At 50.6% G+C, this 24550-nt stretch carries 19 protein-coding genes; 9 read left to right on the top strand and 10 right to left on the bottom strand.

The annotated features are described in order from the left end of the window. Positions 1-60 precede the first annotated feature (60 nt). The 3 genes from AC2215_RS02530 to AC2215_RS02520 form a co-directional block, all read right to left on the bottom strand. Positions 61-1137 (bottom strand): hypothetical protein, encoded by a 1077-nt coding sequence (locus AC2215_RS02530; protein WP_486808377.1) that lies wholly within the window; start codon positions 1135-1137, stop codon positions 61-63. An 82-nt stretch (positions 1138-1219) separates the two neighbouring features. Continuing rightward, positions 1220-2407 carry an L-2-hydroxyglutarate oxidase gene (lhgO, locus tag AC2215_RS02525; RefSeq protein ID WP_486808376.1) on the bottom strand — a complete coding sequence of 396 codons (1188 nt, stop codon included), beginning with the start codon at positions 2405-2407 and terminating at the stop codon, positions 1220-1222. 274 nt (positions 2408-2681) lie between these two features. Beyond that, entirely contained in the window at positions 2682-3602 is a 921-nt protein-coding gene (locus AC2215_RS02520; protein WP_486808375.1) for a glycosyltransferase family 2 protein, read from the bottom strand. A 1430-nt stretch (positions 3603-5032) separates the two neighbouring features. Here AC2215_RS02520 and AC2215_RS02515 point away from each other — a divergent pair. From AC2215_RS02515 to AC2215_RS02505, 3 genes are all read left to right on the top strand, one after another. After that, on the top strand, positions 5033-5416 hold the full coding sequence (locus AC2215_RS02515; protein ID WP_486808374.1) for a hypothetical protein: 384 nt from the start codon (positions 5033-5035) through the stop codon (positions 5414-5416). A gap of 339 nt (positions 5417-5755) precedes the next feature. Further along, the gene (locus tag AC2215_RS02510; RefSeq protein ID WP_486808373.1) at positions 5756-5920 is read left to right on the top strand and encodes a hypothetical protein; all 165 of its coding nucleotides are present in this window, start codon (positions 5756-5758) and stop codon (positions 5918-5920) included. 23 nt (positions 5921-5943) lie between these two features. After that, positions 5944-6432 (top strand): HAD domain-containing protein, encoded by a 489-nt coding sequence (locus AC2215_RS02505; protein ID WP_486808372.1) that lies wholly within the window; start codon positions 5944-5946, stop codon positions 6430-6432. A gap of 207 nt (positions 6433-6639) precedes the next feature. On the opposite strand, the gene AC2215_RS02500 is transcribed toward AC2215_RS02505, so the two are convergent. Next, complete coding sequence (locus AC2215_RS02500; protein WP_486808371.1) at positions 6640-7569, bottom strand: LysR substrate-binding domain-containing protein; 930 nt, start codon at positions 7567-7569, stop codon at positions 6640-6642. A gap of 143 nt (positions 7570-7712) precedes the next feature. Here AC2215_RS02500 and AC2215_RS02495 point away from each other — a divergent pair, with 143 nt between their 5' ends. The 4 genes from AC2215_RS02495 (at position 7713) to AC2215_RS02480 (ending at position 13125) form a co-directional block, all read left to right on the top strand. After that, the gene (locus AC2215_RS02495; RefSeq protein WP_486808370.1) at positions 7713-8651 is read left to right on the top strand and encodes an aspartoacylase; all 939 of its coding nucleotides are present in this window, start codon (positions 7713-7715) and stop codon (positions 8649-8651) included. A gap of 113 nt (positions 8652-8764) precedes the next feature. After that, on the top strand, positions 8765-11548 hold the full coding sequence (locus tag AC2215_RS02490) for a protein kinase domain-containing protein (protein WP_486808369.1): 2784 nt from the start codon (positions 8765-8767) through the stop codon (positions 11546-11548). Positions 11549-11740: 192 nt separating this feature from the next. Next, on the top strand, positions 11741-12394 hold the full coding sequence (locus AC2215_RS02485) for a CDP-alcohol phosphatidyltransferase family protein (protein WP_486808368.1): 654 nt from the start codon (positions 11741-11743) through the stop codon (positions 12392-12394). A gap of 410 nt (positions 12395-12804) precedes the next feature. Further along, positions 12805-13125 carry a hypothetical protein gene (locus tag AC2215_RS02480; protein ID WP_486808367.1) on the top strand — a complete coding sequence of 107 codons (321 nt, stop codon included), beginning with the start codon at positions 12805-12807 and terminating at the stop codon, positions 13123-13125. Positions 13126-13283: 158 nt separating this feature from the next. On the opposite strand, the gene AC2215_RS02475 is transcribed toward AC2215_RS02480, so the two are convergent. After that, a complete protein-coding gene (locus AC2215_RS02475) occupies positions 13284-14027 on the bottom strand; it encodes an SDR family NAD(P)-dependent oxidoreductase (protein ID WP_486808366.1) in 744 nt (247 codons plus the stop codon). A 250-nt stretch (positions 14028-14277) separates the two neighbouring features. Here AC2215_RS02475 and AC2215_RS02470 point away from each other — a divergent pair, with 250 nt between their 5' ends. After that, positions 14278-14415: a hypothetical protein gene (locus tag AC2215_RS02470; RefSeq protein WP_486808365.1), complete on the top strand. Its 138-nt coding sequence runs from the start codon at positions 14278-14280 to the stop codon at positions 14413-14415. Positions 14416-14481: 66 nt separating this feature from the next. On the opposite strand, the gene AC2215_RS02465 is transcribed toward AC2215_RS02470, so the two are convergent. The 5 genes from AC2215_RS02465 to serA form a co-directional block, all read right to left on the bottom strand. Beyond that, the gene (locus tag AC2215_RS02465) at positions 14482-15393 is read right to left on the bottom strand and encodes a LysR family transcriptional regulator (protein ID WP_486808364.1); all 912 of its coding nucleotides are present in this window, start codon (positions 15391-15393) and stop codon (positions 14482-14484) included. Positions 15394-15503: 110 nt separating this feature from the next. Beyond that, the gene (locus AC2215_RS02460; protein ID WP_486808363.1) at positions 15504-16889 is read right to left on the bottom strand and encodes a CCA tRNA nucleotidyltransferase; all 1386 of its coding nucleotides are present in this window, start codon (positions 16887-16889) and stop codon (positions 15504-15506) included. A 114-nt stretch (positions 16890-17003) separates the two neighbouring features. After that, entirely contained in the window at positions 17004-17396 is a 393-nt protein-coding gene (panD, locus tag AC2215_RS02455; RefSeq protein WP_486808362.1) for an aspartate 1-decarboxylase, read from the bottom strand. A 338-nt stretch (positions 17397-17734) separates the two neighbouring features. Further along, complete coding sequence (gene prmA, locus AC2215_RS02450) at positions 17735-18625, bottom strand: 50S ribosomal protein L11 methyltransferase (protein ID WP_486808361.1); 891 nt, start codon at positions 18623-18625, stop codon at positions 17735-17737. A gap of 152 nt (positions 18626-18777) precedes the next feature. Further along, a complete protein-coding gene (gene serA / locus AC2215_RS02445; RefSeq protein WP_486808360.1) occupies positions 18778-20361 on the bottom strand; it encodes a phosphoglycerate dehydrogenase in 1584 nt (527 codons plus the stop codon). Between the two features lie 431 nt (positions 20362-20792). On the opposite strand from serA, the gene AC2215_RS02440 reads away from it, so the two are divergent. Further along, the gene (locus AC2215_RS02440; RefSeq protein ID WP_486808359.1) at positions 20793-24152 is read left to right on the top strand and encodes a substrate-binding domain-containing protein; all 3360 of its coding nucleotides are present in this window, start codon (positions 20793-20795) and stop codon (positions 24150-24152) included. Positions 24153-24550: the final 398 nt, after the last annotated feature.

The following is a 24550-nucleotide window of genomic DNA, read 5'->3' as shown; positions in this document are numbered from 1 at the left end:
CAGACAAAACAGATCGCAAGATCCCATACTCGCCTATTTCTTCCCCAGCCTCCCCAACCTCTAACCCAAAATTTGGGTCGATTCGAGTTCTGTAATATCTGCTGGGGGTTTTTCGAGGGCGCTGACAACAGTTTTCCCGAATTCCACTTGGCAGAAATGGGCGATGAGGGCAACGGCGTATTCTTCCTCCGGTAGGGGACATCCTTCCGTATCCCGCAGTTCGATCCAGGTATTGGTGTCGGCTTCCCCTTCTTTGTGCCATTTCATCCGTTGTCGGTAGCCCAGGTGCTTGCCAGATCCATCTTTTTCGGGCCAGCACTCGGTGGTGAGGAAATATCGCACGTTGGGTTCTGGCTCGTATTGGCGGTAGGAATCGACCCAGGTTCTGGGTTCGTCGCCGTTTTTGTAGCCAAACTCGACGCCTCCTCCCTGTCGGTAGGGATGAAACCAGGCAATGCTGTAAATCCAGCCTCGGCGAGGGGAAATGTCTTCCGGGTCTTTGTGACCGCCCCATAACGGTATCACGCCGAACCCACAGCGTGTGGGGAAATCGGTGCTGCGGAAAATTAACTGGGTTTCGATGCGCCGTCCTCCGGCAAAAGCACCCGCAATGCAAAGGATGCGATCGTAATCCTCAAAACCCGGTTTGGGACGCACGCGCCACTCCCCTTCCGATTCAAAGGTTTCCCAGTATCCATCTTGAACTTCGAGTTCGTCTTGAGACCAATCGGGTTCGATGGGGAGGACGATGGGTTGGGGATCGTATTCAAATTCGACGGAAATGGCTTCCGAGCGACCCCGACGACCTTGAACGGCAAGATTTAGGGTATTGGTTCCCTCACGCAGCACGTCCTCTTTCATTTCGATCACGAATAAGGGATCTAGCGCTCGTTTTCCCCCTCGACCGATATCGCGCCAGCTTCCGCCATTGAGTTGGTATTGGGCCGTCTCGACTCCCTCGGAGAGCGAACCGTAGAGATTCGCCGAAAGTTCGCCAGCGCGACGAGAAAACCGTTTGGGTTGGTGGAAAATCTGGACTAGGGGTTCGTTGGAGTCGGTGGTACATCCGTAGGCGATAACTCCGGCTGCAGCCAGGGCACTAGTTTGGATGAATTTGCGACGAGAATATTTAGTCATCGAATGCAAACTTAAAAATTAACGGTTCTTCCCATCTCTTCCTATCTGTGGGATCCCTCAATGCTCCCGTTTCCCGCGAGGATTACTCAGACAAAACACAATCGGCGATCGCCCGACCGATTTCCAGGGATGAGGTGGCCGCTGGAGAGGGAGCATTACAGATATGAATGCTATTTTCTCCACGCACGATTAAGAAGTCATCCACGAGGCGGCCGTCGGGTTTGAGGGCTTGAGCGCGGACTCCGGGGGGGTAGGGCACGAGATCGTCGGCAACGACATCGGGAATTAATCGTTGCAGGCTGCGGACGAAGGCAGCTTTGCTAAAGGAACGAATCATCTCTTGTACCCCCACATCGATATAGCGCCCGGTCAATTTCCAAAAACCGGGATAGGTGATGATGTCGCGAAAGTCTTGCCAGTCGAAATCGGTTTTGCGGTAGCCTTCTCGTTTGAGGCTGAGGACGGCATTGGGTCCGGCATGAACGCTACCGTCGATCGAGCGGGTAAAGTGAACTCCCAAAAACGGGAAGCTTGGATTGGGAACCGGGTAAATGAGGTTTTTGACTAAATGGCGTTTTTCGGGCTTTAGCTCGTAGTATTCTCCGCGAAAGGGAACGATTCTCGCCTCGGGGTCCACCCCATTCGATCGCGCGATTCGATCGCTGTGCAATCCGGCACAGTTGACGATCGTGCGCGCTGTAAAGGTGTCGTTATTGGTTTCGATTGCTTGACCATCACCGGTGGGTTGCATGTTTTCCACCTTGGTTTTCAGTCGCACTTCAACATCGAGATCGCCGCAGAGTTCGATATATTTGTGGCAAACTGCCCGATAGTCTACAATGCCGGTGGAATCGACCCGAATTCCGCCCAAACAGCGGACGTGGGGTTCGATTTGGCTGACTTCTTCTGGGGTGAGTCGGGCGATCTCGAGTCCGTTTTCGAGACCGCGTTGGTAGAGGTTCTCCAGGACCGGGAGTTCTTCGGGAACGGTTGCGGCAATGACTTTACCGCAGATTTCGTGGGGAATATCGTGTTTCTGGCAGAACTCCACCATCGATCGATTTCCCTGGCGGCAAAACTTGGCTTTGAAACTCCCGGGTTTGTAGTAGATGCCCGAATGAATGACACCGCTGTTACGACCGGTTTGGTGAGCAGCCGGCTGGCTTTCTTTTTCGAGAACTAAAATACGAGCGTGGGGATCGCGCTGACCGATGGCCATCGCTGCGGACAGACCCACGATTCCCCCACCAATAATTGCAAAGTCATACATAGATGCTAGTTGCGAGATTGCCAGACATGACCTTTGGGGTTGGGTGTTGTGGCTTTTCGCACTCCTAGATTGACGCTTTTGGAGACATTGATGGTTGGGGTGGGTGGGCAGTTTGAAGATCGGTCTCTCCAGTGAAATCTCCCGACCCACTGCCTACCCTACCCATCGATCCTTCTTGGGGCAACTTAGAATTTCCCCAAACTTTATTTTCCCATTCCCAGCGCGATACGTATTGGAGAAGCCAGAGCAGCGAGATCTCCGATACGCGACCCATTTAGCCGACGATCTTTCCGGTGAGCTTGGCTTCGGCCGCAGACCACAGCCGGCGACGCAGGGAACGGGCGATTGCCCGCCCATGCAAGTAGAACTTGCGACTGGCCCGCTTCCCGGTAAACTTGACGATCGCTTCTAGGCAGGACAATTTAGCCGAGGTATTGAGATTACTCTTCCAAACCACCGACCCAAAAGCGGTCGCTACACCTAAAATGGGATCGACGAGATTTTTCTTCGTTCCGGGTTGATACCGACCGCTCAATTCTTCGGCGCTGGTGCGGGAGAAATCTTCTCGCCGACGGTGGGACAGGCATTGAGGAATGTGACCGAATGCACCCAATAGCGCGATTTCCACCGATAAAACCTGATCCATGCGCGCAATGGGTCGGATTTTCTGGGTTGTCATCAACATATCCCGACGCATCATCGTATAGATGGGATCGATGTAACCGTAATGGGCCGTCATAAACCACACCATCTGCCGAAATCGGAGATGGGGGAGTGGAGAATCGAGACGTTTACCGGTATATTCTTGGTAATCGCGCTCCCCTTCGTCGGTGATGTGATCTTGATAGGTGGTTACGCCCACTTGCTCCGGATGAGCCTCGAGTTGTTCGACACATTGGCCGGTGTAACTTGCCTCTAACCAATCATCCGATCCAATCCAGCGAAAGTACCGACCGCGAGAGAGTTCTAACACGCGATTGAAGTTGGCAATTTGACCGATATTTTCCGAGTTGCGATGGTAGCGTATGGGTAACCCTCGACTAACGTACTCTTTACAGATGTCTGGAGTGGAATCGGTGGAAGCATTATCGCTGACGACCACTTCAAAATTTGAGTAGTCTTGGGCGAGTAACGAGTTGAATAACCGTCGCAGGTACTTTTGTGCGTTGTATACAGGTAAGCCAAAGCTCACCATCGGATTTAACGGTCGGTTCGGGGATTGGCGATGGAATGATATCTGGCCATGAGTCACGGATACATCACTAGGATTTGAGGAAGAGATAGAGTTCTGTACTGATTTCATCTGACACCTTCTGTGTATTCTGTACCTTGCTCGTTCCCGATTGAAGTTCTCACGAGTTTGGTGATGCTCGATCGAACTCACAATCTTGATTCTTGACGATTTCTAGTCCGTAAAAATTTCTCAGAGGGAGTCCGTATTTTTATGCAAAAATCGATTTTTTTTACGATTTTTTACAAAATGACGTAGACTATTAACTCGGACGATAAATCGGTCAGTAATTCCTACAAAACACTGAGGAAGAATCCCGAAGAAACTTATCAAATCGATTGATTTATCGTACCGAGCGCTCGAAATAGTATTTCGACTGAGTTCGAGTCGATCGTAAGTCGCTGTCGATCGCAGGAAATTTTTGACCCTAAGAGAAACCGACTTGAACTGAATTGTAGAAAAAGAGTCGTTCGTATTTTTACGGAACTTCTATTATTCAGTTTATATCACAGTTTTTAAACTAGCTGAATACTTCTACGCAATCTTCACTGAAAGTTTACATCTTACGCAGAAACTTTCCCGGTACTTAGCCCCATTTTTGGAGTGAATTTGAATAAATTAAGTATTTACACGAGTTTTTTGTCGTTTTTGGAGCTTCGCTTGCTAGCACAATCCCATGTTAGCACGTAAGTATTAATACGGAAAATATTTTGAATTCATAAATTATACGTAAATACACTGAAAAAAGATCGGCGAATCACTTTTACATAGTTTGGCTCGTGACAAATGTCGTACGTTCCGATCGAGATCCGGGTTTTCAAGCAAGAGTACAGATACTTCTGGCTCGATCGCTTTCCATTATCTTGATTCATTGACACGATCTATCGTTGAACAGGTACCCGTCTTCTCCTGGAAAATACGCAAAGCGAGTATAAGAAAGACATTCGATCGTGCGATCTCCTTGAGAGCGATCGAGGTTTACGTCACTTTTTCATATAAATTAGCCAAATGGCGGATTGACAAAATATGTAAGTTGTACAGGTCAATCAGTTCTCTAGGATTCTCAGCATTCGAGCGTAATTTTGACTGATTGAAACCCGAGACTACGTAATTTTCCACAATAGATTTCGAGTCATATAAGTTACGTCCGTAAAATTACGATTTCCTCACATTGTTTGTACGAATGTCGTGTCAATATTAATGCGGAATCAATTATCTTGTGAGCAAAAATAGGAAATTTAAAATCATCATCTAATGATTTTCCTAAGAACAATTAAAAAGCTCAAGATAAGTCAAATGACCGATGACAAAATCTTGAAAATGTTAAATAATGTTAAAAATTAACTCTAAAATCAAAAAACTGACAGTCTTACTCCAAACGAAAAGAATTTAGCATGAAAATATCATTTCAACGAAAAACTGTAAAAGGTTGGTTTGGGAAAACATACTACAAAAGTGCCATTCAGGTAACTCTAAAACCGGAAGAGAAAGAAGTGGCTAGCCAACAAAATATTTTAAAAGTGGCTCTTTTAGGCGGAAAAGAGTTAGAAGATGAAGAAGCCGCCATGGCTTATATCTGTCGTCGACTTAGAGTAACGATGAAGGATTTGGAACGGGGAATTGTTGCCAAGGTTCGTGGAGAAAGCGAACTCGGACAACTTTCGTGGTTCGAGAATCAAGTGCGCAAACGCTGCAAAACTTTTAAATCCTTACTAGAGTCCGTGCAAAACTCTCAAGAGGCTTTTCCAGAGCGTCTTTGTTTTGAAGAAGAAATTTAGACGGCTCGATTTTTTTGATTCAAGTATCAAATTTAAGGGGGAATTTGTTTCGGATTTTCTCGATCGATCTTGGCTTTGATGAAAGTCCGATCGAGGGGTGTAACAAACCTGGTGATAACGATCTCTTGGCAATTACGATCGACAGCCAATTCACAGAATTTAAACCCGTACGGTTGGTCAAATAGAACTCATCATTTTCTAGAACTCATCATTTTCAATTGTGAGGGGTTATTTGTCGATCGCGAGCGCATTACCCAAACCGTGTTTGCTCAAATGCTCGACGAACTCGGAATCTCCATGACATGAAAACAGATGTTCGATCGATTTGTGGGCAAATCGATGTCTTGCAGCCTCGATCCGATCGAAGAACTGTTGGGAAAATCCGTTCCCGAGGGCTTCATTGAAGAAGACCGCGAAAGAAGCACCATCGCCCCACAAAAAGAATTAAAACCCGTTGATGGGATTCGAGAAGCCAGAGAAAATTCGATCGCTAAAATGGAGTGATATCGTAAGTTGACGATCGCTCGATGTTAATTTTTCTGGATATTGATGGGGTTTTGGTTCCCGATCGCCCATTGAATGCAGCGGAATCCCTCCAAGACTTAATGAAGTTCGATCGAACTTGTCTCCAAGAATTTGAAACCATTCTGCGTCGCTATCCCAGCGTCCGGGTCGTTATCTCTTCTTCTTGGCGGGAAATGTTTCCCTTTGAAACGATTCCGCCGCTGTTTTCGCCGGATATCACCCCTCGGATTATCGGCAGTACGCCGTTTCTCGACCCCAAAGCCGTCTGCGAGTTGGAGTATCTGCGATATCAAGAAGTGCTGGAGTACTTGCGACAAAATTGCCCGGAACACTCACCCTGGGTTGCCGTCGACGATATTCCCGAACACTATCCCCCAGATGCGCCAATCGTCGCCACCGTGGCTGAGGTGGGATTCGATCGAAATGCGGCTAAGGCGCTCTCGAAGTATCTGATGGCAATGGGCAATGGGCAATGGACAATTGACTGTTGACTATTGAAAATTAACAATGGGTCAGTTGCAACGCTATACCCCCCGCTCGGGTAGAGCATTTGGATCTGTCAGATTTCGTTTGTTGCAGAATTTATCGCCCAAATGCTTGTGCCTCTATAACCTCCCCATTTTTAATTTTTAATTTGTAATTTTTAATTCTCTTCCCTCTCCCTTATCTCCCCCTCTCCGCGTCCCCGCGTCACCGCGTCAATCTCCCCCCTCCCCCCAAGTCACCTCCTGAGTCACCTTGAGGAAGGTATCCAACACTGCAGAAGTTCGATCGCGCGACCAGACGACAGCCATTTCCAGGGTAGGCATCTCATCGAGCAATCTTCGATAAACCACCCCTTGCCGTTGTAGGCTGAGGACGTTTTCCGGGAGTAGCGTCACCCCCATTCCGGCTGAAACCAAACTCAGAATCGTTTGCATCCACTGGGCCTCTTGAATGACATTCGGTTCAAAACCCGATCGCCCGCAAAGGCTGACAATTTGGGCGTACAGGTTCGTTCCCAGGTGGGATGGCGGCAGAATAAATCGATCGCGCGCCAGTTCTTTTAAGGAGAGTTTCGTTCGAGAAGCCAGGGAATGGGTTTCGGGTAAGACGGCGAGGAAGGATTCCTGCATCACGGTGAGAAAACTCAAGGTGTCGTTTTGCGCTTCCACCCCTTCTTCAGCGCCCTCTTCGATAAGAGAACGATGCATGAACCCGACATCAATTTCCCCCCGGCGCAAGGCTTGGAGTTGTTGCCTAGCCGTGAGTTCTTGCAAAACCAGTTCGATTTGCTCGAAACCCGATCGAACCGCGCGCAGAACGTCGGGCAAAATACTGTTGGCTGCCGAACTGTTGAACCCCACCGTCAACTGTCCGCTTTCTCCCCGTTCTGCCTGTCGGGTGGCGGTGATGCTGCGATCGACTCGCGCTAAAATCGATCGCGCTTCCGCGAGAAACACCGATCCCGCTGGGGTTAGTTCGAGGGGACGCTGGCGGCGATCGAGCAGTTGCACCCCCAACTCCCCTTCCAGATCGCGGATTTGCTTGCTCAAGGGGGGTTGAGCGATATGCAAGCGATCGGCTGCTCGGCTGAAGTTCGCCGCTTCGGCAACGGCGACAAAGTATCGTAAATGTCTCAGTTCCATCGTGGGTAGGTATCTATGATCCAAGGGTCTTTATATCTTTTAAATATGATTAATTTGCTTTTTAATATAAGATATATCTTGAAAATATATGTCACTCATTTTACTGTAGGAAAATAGCGGCAATTCTCAACTCAACTAATGCGATGAGTGCAGCTCTATCCTGCGGTTGTTCTTGGGAAAAATTAGCGATGAATGTCATGAACTCAAAAATCGATCGCGTCGCCATTTTTGGTGGAACTCACGGTAACGAATCTACCGGGGTGTATCTAGTAAAAAAATTTAAAAATTTTCCCGATATAATTCGCCGCTCGAGTTTTGATACGCTGACATTTTTGGCTAACCCCAAAGCCATTGAAGCAAGGACGAGGTATATCGATATCGATCTAAATCGTTGCTTCAACGTTCTAGATTTGGAGAATCCCGATTTATTTGGATACGAGCAGGTTTTGGCAAAAAACATTTATCGCCAAGTCCAAGCCGATGGTATTAATTTTTTGATTGACCTGCATTCTACGACTTCAAATATGGGGCTAACCCTTCTAGTCGATAACGATTGTCCGTTTAATTTACGGTTGGCGGCATATCTTGTTTCTCGTAATTCTGAGGTTAGAATTTTACAAACGGAAGGCAGTCAAGATAAAAATAGATTAAGAAATATTTGCGATTTGAGTTTAACGATCGAAGTGGGTGGCGTCGCGCAAGGAATTTTAGATGCCACGTTATTTCAAAAAACTGAGAATTTAATTTTAGAGATTTTAGATTATTTAGATCGATACAATCGAGAGATAGAAATCCTCGATCCCCAAGAACTAGAACTCTATGCTTACTGGCAAACGGTCAACTACCCGAGAGATGAGGAAGGGGGGGTCGTTGCCATGATTCATCCATGGCTTCAGGGTCGAGATTACTTACCGCTGAATGAAGGCGATCCCCTCTTTGTTCGATTTGACGGCACCGAAATTTTCTATCACGGTCAAAATACCGTCTATCCCGTCTTTATTAATGAAAGTGCCTATTGGGAAAAGAATATTGCCATGTCGTTAACTCAGAAAAAAAAGGTATCGATCGAGAGTCTCGATTAAAAGGTGTTTTCTCTTCGTTACTCGATCGGGAAAATCTCTCCCCTCGACTTTGGAAAGAACAAAAAAATAACCGATCGCTCCGGAGTGAAGATTCTGGCTTCACCTCAGCGAAGATGACATTTCTGCCCGATTTCCAAAATGGCATCGGTCTACAAGACTTGACCGGCACCAAATCTTGCTTTTACCTGAAAAAATCGGCGTTACATGAATTCTATGGCAAGATCGACACGAACGAGTGTCTTCGAGCTGAGGATGTTGCAACACCCATGTGTCTGAATCCAGGGGATATCTTGCGCGATCGCTACATCATCGATCGAGCATTAGGACGGGGCGGCTTTGGGGTGACGTACTTGGCGCTAGACTTGGCAACTTTCGATTGGGTAGTTGTTAAAGAAATTCCCCAACCGATCTCGGAGGAGGATTTACAAGAGGCAAGAATTCGATTCGAGCAAGAAGTTGAAGCCCTTATACAACTCGAAGAGCATTCTCCAATTCCCCAACTTGTCGATTCTTTTGAAGAACGGGGCAACTTTTACTCAGTTCAAGAATACGATGTTTTACACGATCGCTACCTAATCGATCGAGAATTAGGACGAGGCGGCTTTGGGGTGACTTACTTGGCGCTAGACTTGGCAACTTTCGATTGGGTGGTTGTCAAAGAAATTCCCCAACCGCCATCGGAAGAGACGGAATTGTTAGAACAAGCAACAACGCTGTTCGAGCGAGAAGTTGAAGCCCTTATACAACTGGGAGAGCATCTTAAAATACCTAAATTCGTCGATTCCTTTGAAGAAGGATGTAACGAAGAACAGGGCTATTTTTACTTAGTTCAAGAATATATTGAAGGTCACCCGCTCAAAAACGAATTCATCTCCAATCTACTCTGGAACGAAGCAGACACCCTTGCCTTACTGCGAGATATCTTAGAAGTTTTGGCGTTCGTCCATCAACCTCGTGTCGTCCATCAATGTGATGTCGTTGTCGTCCATCGGGATCTTCACCCAGGCAACCTGATTCGCTGCGCGTCTGACGGCAAAATAGCCTTAATCGATTTTGGAGCCGTCAAAGAAATCGGGACTTTAGAAAGCAATGACAATGACGAAGAAGGGAATAACGAGCCAGAATTTACCACTCGTGCTATCGGCATCCCCGGTTATATGCCCCCGGAACAAACCCGAAGAGTAACCAAACCCAGCAGCGATATCTACGCCGTCGGGTGTACTTGCATCCAAGCGTTGACGGGGTTGCATCCAAACCAGTTTCAAAGCCAGTTCTCGCGAGATGAAGCAGGGAATCTTGTATTGCCGAATCTCCCCATTCGCTCGAAATTTCGGGAAATTTTGCAAACCATGGTGCGCTATCACTTCAACGATCGCTATTCGAGTGCTGTTGAAGCCCTCGAAGCAGTGCGCGAATTGGAGAAACCCTGGTGGTGCGATCTCGCGACTCGATTGGCGTTAGGATTGGCGATCGTTTGTGGAGGTGTGGCAATAGGCATTACCGGATGGCGATTTTTGGCCCCAGACACCTGTTCGAGTGCCCAAAATGACCATTTAAGCTGTGGGGAAGAAATTCTCGTGGGGGGAAACCCGATATCAGACAAAAAGGAGGGGGTGGAGGCATTTGCACGAGAGAATTACCCGCAAGCGATCGAATTGTTGGAGGCAGCGCGCGTGCAACAACCCAACGATCCCGAAACCCTCATCTACCTCAACAACGCCAAGTTAGCCACCAGTGGCGATCGCATCTATACCATCGCCGTGGTAGTTCCCTTGGAAAAACCGGCAAACTGGCAAACCCCAGGCTTGGAAGTATTGCGAGGTGTCGCTCAAGCTCAAGACGCGATTAACAATGGGGAAGATTTCGATTGGAAGCTGCAAGTCTTGGTTGCCAACGACGATAACGACGAACTACAGGCGCAAAATATCGCCGGAGAATTGGGAAAGCGATCGGGGGTTATCGCCGTTGTCGGACATTCTACCAGCGCCACCACCCTGGCGGCGATGGAGATTTACAAACGCCACCAGCAGGTGTTGATTTCGGCCACCAGTTCTTCCGATGAACTGACGGGTTTGGAGAATCCCTTCTTCTTTCGCACCCTTGCCGGAGAAGAGAACAGCACTCACGTCTTAGCCGAGTACCTGCTCGAAAAATTCCAACAGGCTGCCATTTTTTACAATCCGGGGAAACCCGCTAGCCGTTCCTTGCGCGATGGCTTCTCGAAACATTTTCAAGCGGGGGGAGGAACCATCGTCGAGGAGATCGATTTATCGGAGTCGGACTTCGATGCGAGGGTGAGGCTAGAACGAGTGCGGGCGAAAGGAGCAAACGGTTTGCTGCTGTTCCCTGACGCGCAAGTCGATGGATTTGCGTTTCCCAATGCGTTGAAAGTTCTCGAAGGCAATGACAATCGGGATTGGATGGGGGCGGGTACGGGATTGTATGCAACCGATATTTTGGAGGAAAAAGACCGGGCGCAAAAGTTAGTGGTGACGGTTCCCTGGCATATGGCTAAAAGTCCGAACTCGGAGTTTCCCGAAGCGGGGAAAAATCTGTGGGGGGAAACGGTGGGTTGGCGCACGGCGACGGCTTACGATGCGACGCAGGTGTTGGTTGAAGCGATCGAAGCGCAATCTTCTCTCAACCCCATCGAAGTGTTCCAGACCTATCTCGATCCGAAAATGCGCTCTCGTCGCCTTCAAAAAACCCTCGCCGATGCCAATTTTTCCGCAACGGGGGCCACGGGAACGATTCAATTCGAGGCAACGGGCGATCGTCGCAATCCGTCGATCGAACTGGTGCGAGTATTGCCCTGCGGGAAACAACCTTTTGGATTTTCTTTCGTCCCGATCGAGTTTTCCACGGCAGCAGAGGCGGGAATCGTCTGCGATCGATAAATTCAGTCAAGCTTGAAAAGAACTGAATGCTGACTGTCTATGGGGAAGTCATAAATTCCTTCGAGACTTCCCCCTTCACCTTTCCCCCTTTCCCCTTCTCCTTTAAACAGAGATGTCTTTTCTCTTAACCGAGATATGCTACGGTGGCAACGATTCTGCAATCCATTTATACCAATAAACTCCGAACCAACTATGTCAGACGGATCGTGGACTCCTCCATCGAAACAGTCTTTAGAAGTCCCTCAACCGGAAAATTCGATCGCCCCCTCCAGACCCCCCATCGATCGCGCGGTTCATTTCATCACCGAACGGGTAGCCGCCGCCCTCCTCGATTTCCCTTGGATTACCCCCAACGGCATTAGCTGGTTGTCCGCTGCCGTCGGTGGCCCGCTTGCGGCTTGGTCGATTTGGCAGCATCAGTACGGACTGGCCGTCGGGGCGATCGCCCTCAGTGGAATTTTAGATTGCCTGGATGGAGATTTAGCCAGGGCGCGGGGAATTGCCTCCGGGCAAGGGGATATTCTCGATAGCGTTCTCGATCGATATGTGGATTTTTCCCTCATTGCGGCGATGATTTTGGTATCGCCCAACGAGTATATTGTGGCCGGATTGCTAGCACTTTTAGGGACGACGATCGTCCCCTACGTTCGCGCCCGCGTTGAAGCAGCTGGCAAAAGTACGGTGTCTTCGATCGGCAGTCGATCGACCCGAACGGTGTTAATTATTCTTGGGTTGCTGGCGGGGAAAATTTTGCCCTTGCTGGTGATTTTGGCGATAATTTCTAATATCGCGGCTATCCACCGATTTGCCTTTGCGTTATTAAATAATACGGAAGAAGATTCGTAAAATCCCGGTACGGTGGTAACGGTCGCCCGATCGTTACCCCCCTACCGTTTGTTCTCATTTCTCAAGCCAATCGGCGTGATTTATCTTATTTTGATGGATACCGTTTGATTTTTCCACTGAAGGCAATCGGTCGAAGTTCTTGAATCTGATGGTTCCTATCGATCGAAGATTGGAAAACTTTTCGGTCAGTCAGCTTGCCCAAATTCGTCGATAATCTTGCCACTTCGCTGACATTAATTTAAAACCGATTTTTAGAGATATCGGTTATACTCAAATGTTTGCCTCGGATTTAGATCGAGCGATCGATTGATTGATTAATCCAGAATGCAAAAAATTATGCAAAATAATTGACAAAAACGAAAAAAGTATACTAGAACAGAAGCGTTACTCAGCGAGATTTCATTTTCCATATGAAATATAACTCCGTAATAACCGCTGTTACCACATTCCTCGCCACTTTCTCTGCTGCGGCACCGGCTTTTGCGACGAATTGGGTTTACATCGGACATGCTTCCACCGGAGAAGCACTCTACGTCGATAGCGATAGTATTTTCAAAGGTCAGAATGGTTCGAATCATCTCGTCGCCTTTTCCTATAGCCTCAATGAAGAAGAATTGAATGCGATGGCGGATTGTTCTAAAAATGAATGGTACGTCGAAGATTTTGGAACCTATTCCCCCGAAAGCCAAGCCACTCAGGATATGCTGAATTATGTTTGTCAATCAGGTTGAAATGGTGCTTTAAACTTGGGTCACAGAAAAGATACATTTAGGTCAATTTAATTGGATATTGCTACCCGGATTACTTAATATTGTAATCCGGGTAACTTTTTGCAAAGCAGATTCTCTAGGTTGCTCGATCCATGAGGAAATCTTGACTGTTTCAACCACTAAGCATTCACACCACCATCAATCGTTAAGCTGGCTCCAGTAATGTAGGCAGCGGCTTCTGAGGCGAGAAAGGCAACCAGGGCGGCGACTTCTTGAGGCTGACCGTAGCGTCCCAATGCCGTGTAAGGTAGGATCTGCTCTGCAAATTCTCCTTCTGCGGGGTTGAGTTCGGTATCGATCGGACCGGGTTGGACGGTGTTGACGGTAATCTTACGCGGACCTAAATCTCGCGACCAGGCTCGGGTAAAGCCAGCCACGGCAAATTTACTCATCGTATACAGTCCAATTCCGGGTAAGGGCATGCGTTCGCCAAAAATGCTGCCGATGTTGATAATTCTGCCCCCTTCTTCCATGCGCGAGATCGCTTCGCGAGCTGCAAGAAACACGCCGCGAACGTTCAAATTGACGATCTTCTCGAAGTCTTCCGGGGTTGATTCTTCTAAAGTACCTAGGGGAAAAAAGCCTGCATTGTTGACCAGGATATCGAGGCGACCATCCAAGATTCGATCGGCCTGGGCAAACAAAGTTTCAACACCAGAAGGACTCGACATGTCTGCCTGCACCATTGTGGCTTGTCCGCCCTGAGCTTGAATCTCTTCAACCACTTGCTCTGCCGCACTGGCAGAACGGGCGTAGTTGATGATGACATGCGCTCCTTCTGCGGCTAATTTTTTGGCGATCGCTGCTCCGATCCCTTTTGAAGAACCCGTCACGATCGCAGTTTTGCCTTGTAATGTCTTCATCGATAACTCTCCTGAATGGTTGTAGAGGGTGAATGGGTGTCGCCTCAACTGCGACTATTTCACCGTAACTCTGTTTAAAAAGAATGTGAATATGACGTTTAAGCCAAATACTTTTGCGTAAAATGCAAAAATACTCGATCGAGCTGCTGTCATGCCGACCTTTCACGAGTGGTTGAAGTCCGTAACTTAACGTCAGTTTTGGGTAAGACTATTTCAGGTGAGGGCGGGGAATGGGGAATAGGGAATGGGGATGGAGTACTTTCCTCCTAAGCAAGGAGATTTAGCCAGTGTTGTCGCTTCGCTCATCAAGAGGCTTGCCGACCGCCCGAATGTCACCCAGAGTCGGCATCCCGGGGAGGTCGCGGTAGCAAAACTGACGTTAACTTAATGCTCTCGACGAGATACGACCCGATCCCTCACCCGTATTATTCGCCTCGCACTGCAAGAGCGTGCGTTAGCTTAAGTGATTCAGATGTTGAGTCAAGAAATCAATGAAAGCTCGCACTCTCAATGAATGACGACGATTCGATAAGTAAAGGGCATAAATTCCCGTATCCATATCGATCGGAGGATAAAACTGAAAATCCTCCAGAATGGCTTTTAATCGATGGTGTTGAAGATCGTTGCCAATCAACCAAGTCGGCATCAGAATTAAACCCAAACCATCTAAACAGGCTTGGCGAAGGACTTCAGAATTATTAGCAACTAACGACCCCTTAACTTTGACATCACAGACTTCCTGACCCCGTTTAAATCGCCAGACTTCCGAACCGGTAGAATAGCTAAAACATAAACAATTATGGTTAACCAAATCTTCTGGATGTTTCGGCTGTCCGTGTTGGTTAAAATAGGCATCGCTCCCACAAACGATGCGCCGATAAGAGGCAATTTTTCGGACTAACCAACTCGCACCAGAGCGCTCTAAGTTCCCCAAACGAATGACCAAATCTAGTTCTTCTTCGACAGGATTTGCTAACGTATCGCTCAAGACTAAATTGAGTTTCATTTCAGGATAATGCACCAAGAAAGGTTGAATTAAAGGTGCAATATAGAGCCGTCCGAAAGCTACAGGTAAACTGACCCGCAAGATACCTCTAGGTATTTCATCTTGTTCGGCCACCGAAAGATTCGCAGCTTCTACATCTTGGAGAATTCGCACAATTTTTTCATAATATTGACGCCCTTGGGGAGTTAGCGAGATCCTGCGGGTGGAACGATTCGTCAGTTGAGTATTCAGCATCTTTTCGAGAGAGTTGACCTGACGAGTGACAGAGGAAACCGCAAGTCCTAACTGTCGAGATGCCTCAGAAAAGCTACCCGTTTCGGCGACTCTGACGAATGCCTCCATTGCAGTAAATCGATCCATTCAATTTATACCAACCCGACTTATACCAACCCGACTTATACCAACCCGACAATCGCGTACGGGGCAATAGCATTGAGCTTGAGAGCATTGAAAGAACAATGGGAAAAACCTTAGGGCGAAAGCGGATAGCGATCGAGAACGAACAATCGAGCGCTTTCATCAATCTCTTCTGGCGTATTGCCACCTATTTCCCCATCCACCATAGCGGCTTTTAATGCCTCTAACATTTCTCGGAAATGGGGTCCGGACTGATAACCCATCTGCTGTAATTTCTTGCCGTTTAGGGGCGCTTTAACCTCTTGCCATCGGATGAGATACTGCCACAGGGGGCGACGAATCGATCGCGGACTGGTGACCGTCGCCAGCCACAGATTCTTGCAACGATGGGGTTGGAGGCAGCGCACGACTTGGCTTGCTCGATCGCATTTCGGGAGTGCCTCGCCCAGGGTCTGATGCCAGCGATCGAGGTTTTTGAGGCGATCGATACTGTCACCGGGTAGTTGGAGATTGCGGGCAACGGACTCCCGAAATTCCGGGGCGAGATGGGCGAGAATAACTTCCAATCGCGTCAGCCAAAGATCCGGTAGATGGGAAGCGAAACGCTGCCACCCGCGAGACACCCATCGCAGCCGGTACCACAGCCTCTCGTCGAGAGTGAGGGTGGGATGGAGGCATCGCAAGGCATCGATAGCGGCTAGTTTCGCGAGGGCTTTTTGCCAGTAGGATGCGCCGAGGGTGTAGCGCAATTCCGCCTTCATTCGGGTTTGCAGGGCCGGGACTTTGGCAATTTCTGCGAGGGTTTGGGGGTAAATGCCACTGGCGAGGGCTTCTTGAATCAGTTGTTGGGTGCGCTCGTCGAACTCGAAGCCGAAGCGCACTGCAAACCGTGCCCCCCGATACATCCGCGTCGGATCGTCAATCAAACTGCGATCGTGCAGAACCCGCAGGTGTCGGTTGTCTAAGTGTGCGAGTCCGTCAAAAAAATCCAGCAGTTCGCCCCGTGCGGGGGTAGTGAGACGCACCGCAAAGGCATTGACGGTAAAATCCCGTCGGTACAAGTCTTCGCGAATGGAACTCGCCCGCACTTCGGGGTTCGCACCGGGATAAGCGTAGGTTTCGGTTCTAGCGGTAGCAAAGTCGATGGAGAAGCCTTTGAGTCGATCGTCTTCGATCCAAGTGAGGGTAGCCGTTCCGAAGGCGGAGAATACCTCCAAACGAGTCTTGGGGTAGTGCTGTTGCAGGGCTGTTGCCAGTTCGATCCCCGCCCCCGGCGTGGCCGCTTCGGGCGCGCGATCGACGGTTAAATCGATATCGGGTAAGTTTAAGCGAACGCCCCCCTCTCCATCGAGTAACAGTAAATCCCGGACAATTCCCCCGACGATATAGAGATGCCACTGTCGTTGTTGGGCCAGTTCTGCGGTGCGAGCGAGAATTTCCCAGAATTCTGGGGCGAGGCGAGCTTTGAGGCGAGAAAGGAGGTTAGTGGGTTGCAACAAAACTGATTAAACCCGAAAAAGAGGGAAAGGGGAAAGGGAAAGGGGGAAAGGGAGAAGAAATTCATGACATCGCTATAGAAATCGAATTTTTGATTTCGATCGCCGATCTAGTCATTAAAGCAAGTGCGTGGGGACGATTGCATCTCGATCTCGGCGAATTTCGAGAATCTGATTGCGATCGCCGACGATGGCAACGGTGGGTGAGTGGTTGGCAATTTCTTCGGGGGTCAGCTGTCCGTAAGTCATCACGATCGCCCGATCGCCTTTTGCCCCCAAGCGAGCAGCTGCCCCGTTAAGTTCCACCACCCCCGAACCGGCCGGGGCGGGAATCGCATAGGTAATCAACCGTTCCCCATTCGAAATATTCACCACCTGCACCTGTTCGTAGGGTAAGATTTGCACCGCATCTAACAAGTTACAATCGATACTGATGCTGCCGGTATACTCTAGATTGGCTCCGGTCAGGGTACAGTTGTGAAGCTTAGCCAGCAAAAACGATCGGTGCATGAGGTTCGCTGCAAAATCGGTCAGGGAATCTGAAAAGAATGCTCTTACCTCAGAATGACGGAGTGCCGACGCGCTTGGGCTTGAGCTATTTTCGAACTGGACTAGTATGGGCGATCGATGGGGTAGCCCACTAGCCAGTTAGGTCGGTCAACGACCAACGTTCTTATCTTACCAAAATCGGTGTCTGGCTAAGGTGCGCGATCGTAACGTCAGTTTTGCCAGTCAGGGTGGCGGACGGGGAGACACGGTGACGCTCCGGACGCGGTGATGGGAAGAGGGAGAAGATCGTCACAACCAACCCAATTGTCAATTGTCAATTGTCCATTGCCTCCCAACACTCACCCTCGGCGAATATTAAAACAACACCATTCTTTTCGCTTCCAAAGGGTGGCGACGATCCAACCATTTTGCTCTAAAACATCGGCCATCGCCTTCGCCTGTTCGAGCAAAACGCCGCTAATAATACCCCAGGTTGTCGGTTTGGAAATGGCTTCAAATTGAGGCACCATATCCACGATCGTCTCGGCGAGGATATTACACAAAATCCCATCCACCGGTCCGGCCGCCAATTCCATCCCCCGTTCCAAACTGCCCACTTCAGTGTGTAACCGGTTGGGGTCGATGCCGTTGAGATCGCGGTTGCTGCGGGTGGCACCCACGGCTAGGGAGTCAGTATCGACGGCGTAGAGCTGAGTGGCCCCGAGTAATACCGAGGCGATCGATAAAATCCCCGAACCGCAGCCGATGTCGAGCAGCGTGGTTTCTGCTTGCGGTTCGGCCAGACGCATTTCCAGAGACTCCAGACACAGTTGGGTGGTGGGGTGAGAACCGGTGCCGAATGCCGCCCCCGGATCGAGGCGCAACAACAGGCGATCGGGATTTTCCGGCAGCGTCAGCCACGCGGGATACACCAAGAAGCGATCGCCTATCTCCTCCGGATGCCAGTATTGCTTCCAGCTACTCGACCAATCTTCCTCGTCGATGAGATTCCATCGCGTGACCGGAGAGGGTAAATTCGCCGAGAGAGCATCTTGCCGCAACCACAGAGCCAGCGCCGCTAAATCCAGCATTTGAGCCTTTTCCTGGGGTAAATAGGCATAGACCCAAAAGGCTTCTCCCTTCATTTGGCTGGCGGTTCCCCGACAGCCAAATAGCTCCAAACGCCAAAAGATCGAATCTTCCAGTGCCGGATCGCTGAGAACTTTAATTTCCCACCAACTATGTGCCATATTTACCGGTTATAGGGTTTAGGGTATGGGACTTTGGGAGGCTTCGGGGGCAACGAGCGCTTCGGAGGCTTTGGGAGCGAACTAAATTTCTCCCCTTGTCCCCTTGTCCCCTTGTCTCCTTGTCTCCTCATCCCCCACACCCCCATCTTCCCCTAAAGCGTCACGGTATAGGCATCGCGAATACCGGGGACTTTCATAATTTCATCCAAAATCCCTTCCGGTAAAGGATCGTCGAGACTCAGCACCATCACCGCATCGCCGCGCACGATTTTGCGTCCCACTTGCATACTGGCAATATTGACGTTAAAGCTACCGAGCAGGGAGCCGATTTTACCAATAATTCCGGGCATGTCCCGATGTCGGGTAAACAGCATATGCTGGATCGGTGGCACGTTAATGGGGAAATCGTCGAGGCTGGTGATGCGAATTTCCCCATCGCCGAGGAGGGCGCCGGTGACGGTATGTTCGCCGAGGGAACCTTTGGCTTGCAGGTGCAAGGAGTCGGTGTAGTCGCGAATCGATGCATCCCGCGTTTCGATGATTCGAATGCCCCGTTCTTTGGCTTCGATGCTGGCGTTGACGTAGTTTACTCGTTCCCGCAAGGCTGGAGAAAGCAATCCTTTGAGGGAAGCAACGACGATCGGCTGACTTTGCTGTTCGGCCAGGTCTCCCTGCAGGCGGACGTTGAGGGAATCGACTCGTCCTCCGGCCAGTTGACCCACCAAATTTCCTAAGGTTTCGGCTAGTTCCAGATAGGGACGGAGTTTGGCGAGGGCTTCGGGGTAGAGTCCGGGAATATTCACCGCAGAACGGGCGGGCAATCCCAAGAGGACATCGCGAATTTGTTCGGCGACATCAATGGCGACGTTCACCTGGGCTTCTTCCGTGGATGCGCCGAGGTGGGGGGTGAGAATTAAGTTTTTACCCACCGATCGCAATGGAGAATCTGCTTCGAGGGGTTCGTTGCCGTATACGTCTAGGGCAGCCCCGGCAATCCGTTCTTCTTTGAGGGCTTCGGCGAGGGCGGCTTCGTCAATTAATCCCCCCCGCGCGCAGTTGACCAATCGAGCGCCCGGCTTCATTTTCGCCAACATTGGGGCATCGAGCATATTGGCCGTTTCCGGGGTTTTGGGCATATGCAGGGTGATGTAGTCGGCTTCGCGCACTAGCAGTTCGAGTTCGACCAAGCGGCAGCCGAGTTGTTCGGCCCGTTCGGCAGAAATGAAGGGATCGTAGGCCAGCAAGCGCATTCCCATGGCTTTGGCGGCTTTGGCAACGTGGGAACCGATTTTCCCCAATCCGACAACCCCCAAGGTTTTTTTGTAAACTTCGGTACCAATATACTGTTTGCGATTCCACTCCCCTTGTTTGACGGAATGGTTGGCATCGGGGATGTAGCGAGACAGGGCTAACATCATGGCGATGGCGTGTTCGGCCGCGGCGATCGTATTGCCTTGAGGAGAGTTGACGACGACGACTCCCTGGCGGGTGGCGGCGGCGACATTCACATTATCGACCCCAACTCCAGCGCGACCGATAATTTTGAGCTGCGTCCCGGCGGTAATGACTTCTTCGGTGACTTGGGTTCCCGATCGAATCATCAAGGCATCGTATTCGGGAATCATCGCCACCAGTTCTGAGGGAGATAGCCCCGTGTTAACGTCCACTTGAGCAACTTGGGAGAGGATGTCGATTCCAGCTTTATCGACAGAATCGGAAACAAGAACCTTGGGCATATCTACAGTTGGGTGAGAATAGGACGGTACGTTTCGGGTTGCCCGGCAGCAGTTGCCGGAATTGGCAGTTCTCGACCTCTATGGCTTGGCTAACCCGCGATCGATGGGGCACAGTTCGTTCCTTAGAACCCACGCGCTGTTGTTGCCCGACGATCGAGGTTGCGATCGCGCTTATCGGAACCCCCGCAGGTGGTTATTGTACCGGGAAAGTGGATTTTGTCTAACAGGATACGAAAAGTCTTTAGTTTTAATATGGGATCGACATGCAGAAAATTCCGGAAAACCGCTTTAGATCTGCTACTGGTCGATTGTGTCAGACAGTAAACAATTCCCGTTGACTATTTAGTGCTATTACTGCGATATTTAGCCTATCTTTCTCGATTTGAAAGAATCAATAATATACAAAGCGAGTCTGCTCGCTTTTGATTCTGATGGGACAAAAAAAAGATAATTCAATTTTAAAGCTATCGTTGTGGATGGCATTGGCTGCCGCACCGATGGGCATCAGTTTGCTCGCACCGAAGGCGATCGTGGCGCAATCGGACGCGCCTTTAGAAACCCTTGCGCAATCGACGGACAATACCGGGACTGCGACCGTCCGCATCGACGGCTCTCCCAGTATGACGCAAATTAATACTCTTCTAGAGCAACGGTATCGAGGACAGCTTCCCGATGCCAAGATCGAACTCGGAACCAGTGGCACGGATGCGGCACTGGATGCCTTGCTCGCAGGCAAGATCGATTTGGCGGCGATCGGGCGCTCTCTCACGCCCCAAGAAACTGTCCGAGGGTTGGTTGAGGTTCCGTTATATCGGGAAAAAATCGCCATCGTCGTTGGCGAAAATAACCCCTTCGCCGAGAGTCTCACCTCCGGGCAGTTCGCCCAAATTTTTCGGGGAGAGATTACCGATTGGTCTGAAGTGGGCGGCAAACCCGGAAGCATTCGAGTCATCGATCGACCTGAAGACAGCGATTTACGCCAAGCCTTTCGCAATTACCCGGTGTTTCAAGAAGCGACATTTGTCTCCGGTGCGACTGCGACATCCCTAGAGAATGACGATACCGACGAGATGGTGCGTCAATTGGGGAAAGATGGCATCGGTTACGCGATTTTCAGTCAGGTGAAGGATCGCTCGGACGTACAAATCGTGGCGATGCACAAAACCTTACCAGACGATGCCCGGTATCCGTTCTCTGAACCCTTTTCCTACGTCCACAAAACCGATCCCAGTCCGGAAACCCGCGCTTTTGTAGAGTTCGTTTCCAATCCGGTCGAGCAAGACGCTCTCGCAGCGGCGATCGCATCTGGCGTGGCTGTTGCTCCCAGCGCCACTCTCACGCCGGAAACTCCTGCTGCTGATACTTCCGTAGCTGACGCCGAGGGTGAATCCCAAGCGGAAACTCCTGCGGCTGATACTTCCGCAGCGGATACCGAGGGCGAACCCCAAGCGGAAACTCCTGCGGCTGATATTTCCGCAGCGGATACCGAGGGCGAACCCCAAGCGGAAACTCCTGCGGCTGACGCTGAGGACGAATCCCAAGTCCAGACCCCCGAAGCCCAGACTCCCGAAGTCGCAGCCGAAACAGAACCCGATGCGGATTCTGAGGACAATGCCAGTGCAGATAATGCCGAGGAAACTGCCGAGGACGCTGCTGCCGCGACGAACCCAGAGACAGCCCCGCCTGAAACCGGCGACATCGCGACCAATGCCATTGCCTCTGAGGAGGGAGAAACAGCACCCGTCGCAACGGACGCAGCCGACTCCTCCAGGGGTCGATCGAAACCCTTCTGGCTGTTATTACTGCCTTTGGGCTTAGCTGGCGGAGCGCTTTGGTGGATGATGAAAGACTCTAAAGAGGCAGCCCAAGGGAGCGACTTTCCCCCTACGGGTACGGTTCCCCCGGACAATGCTCCCATCGGCGGTACGGGCGTAACTGACGCTGCTGCCCCGATGACAGACGATCGGGATAATGTATCCACTTCTAATGCTGCGAGCAATCTGACCTCGGCGGTGGGTACGGGTCTAGCGGCGGCAGCAGCTGGTGCGGCGTTCTCCGATGAAGACGATCGCGCTCAAACCTCTGCAGAAGACCCCACTGAAGATGAAACCCCCACAGCGGCAGTTTCTCCCACTTCCACTAACGGTCTCATCGAAGACTATACCCCGTCCGGTACCAACGGCAATGGAGCCAGCAACGGGTTTTCGGGCATGGGAGCCGCTCTTGCTGGCGGTGCGGCAGGCATTGGTGCGGCTCTCTCTGATGCGGGCGATCGTTTGGGATCCACGGTGGATGCGGCGCGAGATGCCCTGTCTGGAACTGAGGGGACGAGCGATAACCCGGAAGACATTGCGGATGCTTCTGGCACGATGACAAACGACACCGAGGATGAGGAGTCGGATTCGGGTCTGTCATTGAAAGGAGCGGCATTGGCTGGCGGTGCGGCATTGGCTGCGGGAGCGGCTGCCGTGGGGTCGAAAATATTCGGCGATCGCGAACCCACTGAAGTCACCGACGATACCGATGACACCTTAACGCTCGAAACTTCCGACGGCGACATGCCACCGGTGGAAGATGGATTAAATCTTCCGTCCGACCCGATGACGACTGAGATCGAGAAAGATACGACTCCAGAAGCGGAAGCCATCGAGACTCCCTTAATCGACGACGCAACCCTGGCACCGGAAACCACCGAAGAGGAAACTTCGCCGGTTAACGATGGTAGCGGTCTCGCCTCGGCGATGGCTGCGGGCGGTGCGGCATTGGCTGCAGGGGTCGCTGCCATGGGGACGAAGGCGTTCGGCGATGGTGAAGATGCTCAAGAGGCGTCTGAAGACCAGATCCCAGAAGCGGAAATTATCGAGACTCCCTTAATCGACGACGCAACCCTGGCACCGGAAACCACCGAAGCGGAAACTTCGCCGGTTGACGATGGTAACGGTCTCACTAAGGCAATGGCTGCGGGCGGTGCGGCATTAGCTGCAGGGGTCGCTGCCATGGGGACGAAGGCGTTCGGCGATGGTGAAGATGCTCAAGAGGCGTCTGAAGAGACCCAAGCGCCAGTTTCTGGTGGCAGCAACACCGTTTTTCCCGGGGAAATTTTCGTCAATCTGGCAGATTTCGATACCGGCATTCGCCAACTGTTGCCTGGATACGAGGAAATGCTAGAGGCGATCGTCCTGGGCGTTCCGACAGATTGCCGTCGGATTCTCGATTTGGGAACCGGAACCGGTGCCCTTAGCCTCAAACTCCTCGAACGCTGTCCGAACGCTCAAATTGTGGGTATCGATTACTCACCCCGAATGCTGCGGTTCGCCCAAGCTAAAATCGATGCGGCTGGGTACGACGATCGATGGACGGGTGTAGAAACAGACTTCGGCGAATTGGCAAAGGGTGCAACCGTACCGGAAGTGGAAGAAAAGTTCGATGCGTGCGTATCGTCTTTTGCCATCCATCACCTCGAAGACGAGATGAAGCAACAACTCTATCACTGGGTTGTCCAACATTTGGTTGAAGGCGGGTACTTCTGGAATGCCGATCCGATGTTGGCAGAGTCTCCTGCTTTAGCCGAGAAATACAAAGCGCTGCGGGAAGAGTCCGCCCGACAAAACGGTATCGATCTCGAGGCCGTACGGGCAAAAATGGGTCAAAGCATCCTCCAAGGATACTCCGGTCCCGATCGCCTGGCTACTTTAACTCGCCACTTGGAAATGATGACTGAAGCGGGGTTGACTTCCTTCCTGGTACCGTGGAAGTTCTACGGATTCGCGGTCTTTGGGGGTCGCGCTTAGCTTCGCAATCGTCCGTTGCGATGTTGGCAAGCTTCCCAGACAGAAGGTACTGTAACGCCAGTGCGCAGATCGGCTCAACCCCTCACTCTTTGGTTGAATCAAGCTCGATTGAGCGCTTAAGTACAACTGACGTTACACAATAGCCAAAAAGAACCCGATCGCGCTCTGTGTGCGATCGGGTTCAATCTTCGGGGAGATTTTATCGCTGTATTCATCTGAATTAACGTCAGTTTTGCGACCGCGACGTCGACGGGATGACGACTCTGGGTGAGATTCGGGCGGTTGGCAAGCCTCTTGATGAGCGAAGCGATCGCACTGGCTACATCTGGTTGCTGGGGAGCAAAGTACTTCATCCCTATTCCCCATTCCCCATTCCCCGCCCTCACCGGAAACAGTCT

This window comes from Zarconia sp. (assembly GCF_057467645.1).
Note: the sequence above shows the minus strand (reverse complement) of the source record. Positions and strands in the feature narration are given on the sequence as shown.

Bases quoted from the DNA above. Each gene is read 5' to 3' on its own strand.
- AC2215_RS02530 (WP_486808377.1), bottom strand. From the start codon at position 1,137: ATGACTAAATATTCTCGTCGCAAATTCATCCAAACTAGTGCCCTGGCT.
- lhgO (WP_486808376.1), bottom strand. From the start codon at position 2,407: ATGTATGACTTTGCAATTATTGGTGGGGGAATCGTGGGTCTGTCCGCA.
- AC2215_RS02520 (WP_486808375.1), bottom strand. From the start codon at position 3,602: ATGGTGAGCTTTGGCTTACCTGTATACAACGCACAAAAGTACCTGCGA.
- AC2215_RS02515 (WP_486808374.1), top strand. From the start codon at position 5,033: ATGAAAATATCATTTCAACGAAAAACTGTAAAAGGTTGGTTTGGGAAA.
- AC2215_RS02510 (WP_486808373.1), top strand. From the start codon at position 5,756: ATGTCTTGCAGCCTCGATCCGATCGAAGAACTGTTGGGAAAATCCGTT.
- AC2215_RS02505 (WP_486808372.1), top strand. From the start codon at position 5,944: ATGTTAATTTTTCTGGATATTGATGGGGTTTTGGTTCCCGATCGCCCA.
- AC2215_RS02500 (WP_486808371.1), bottom strand. From the start codon at position 7,569: ATGGAACTGAGACATTTACGATACTTTGTCGCCGTTGCCGAAGCGGCG.
- AC2215_RS02495 (WP_486808370.1), top strand. From the start codon at position 7,713: ATGAGTGCAGCTCTATCCTGCGGTTGTTCTTGGGAAAAATTAGCGATG.
- AC2215_RS02490 (WP_486808369.1), top strand. From the start codon at position 8,765: ATGACATTTCTGCCCGATTTCCAAAATGGCATCGGTCTACAAGACTTG.
- AC2215_RS02485 (WP_486808368.1), top strand. From the start codon at position 11,741: ATGTCAGACGGATCGTGGACTCCTCCATCGAAACAGTCTTTAGAAGTC.
- AC2215_RS02480 (WP_486808367.1), top strand. From the start codon at position 12,805: ATGAAATATAACTCCGTAATAACCGCTGTTACCACATTCCTCGCCACT.
- AC2215_RS02475 (WP_486808366.1), bottom strand. From the start codon at position 14,027: ATGAAGACATTACAAGGCAAAACTGCGATCGTGACGGGTTCTTCAAAA.
- AC2215_RS02470 (WP_486808365.1), top strand. From the start codon at position 14,278: ATGGAGTACTTTCCTCCTAAGCAAGGAGATTTAGCCAGTGTTGTCGCT.
- AC2215_RS02465 (WP_486808364.1), bottom strand. From the start codon at position 15,393: ATGGATCGATTTACTGCAATGGAGGCATTCGTCAGAGTCGCCGAAACG.
- panD (WP_486808362.1), bottom strand. From the start codon at position 17,396: ATGCACCGATCGTTTTTGCTGGCTAAGCTTCACAACTGTACCCTGACC.
- prmA (WP_486808361.1), bottom strand. From the start codon at position 18,625: ATGGCACATAGTTGGTGGGAAATTAAAGTTCTCAGCGATCCGGCACTG.
- serA (WP_486808360.1), bottom strand. From the start codon at position 20,361: ATGCCCAAGGTTCTTGTTTCCGATTCTGTCGATAAAGCTGGAATCGAC.
- AC2215_RS02440 (WP_486808359.1), top strand. From the start codon at position 20,793: ATGGGACAAAAAAAAGATAATTCAATTTTAAAGCTATCGTTGTGGATG.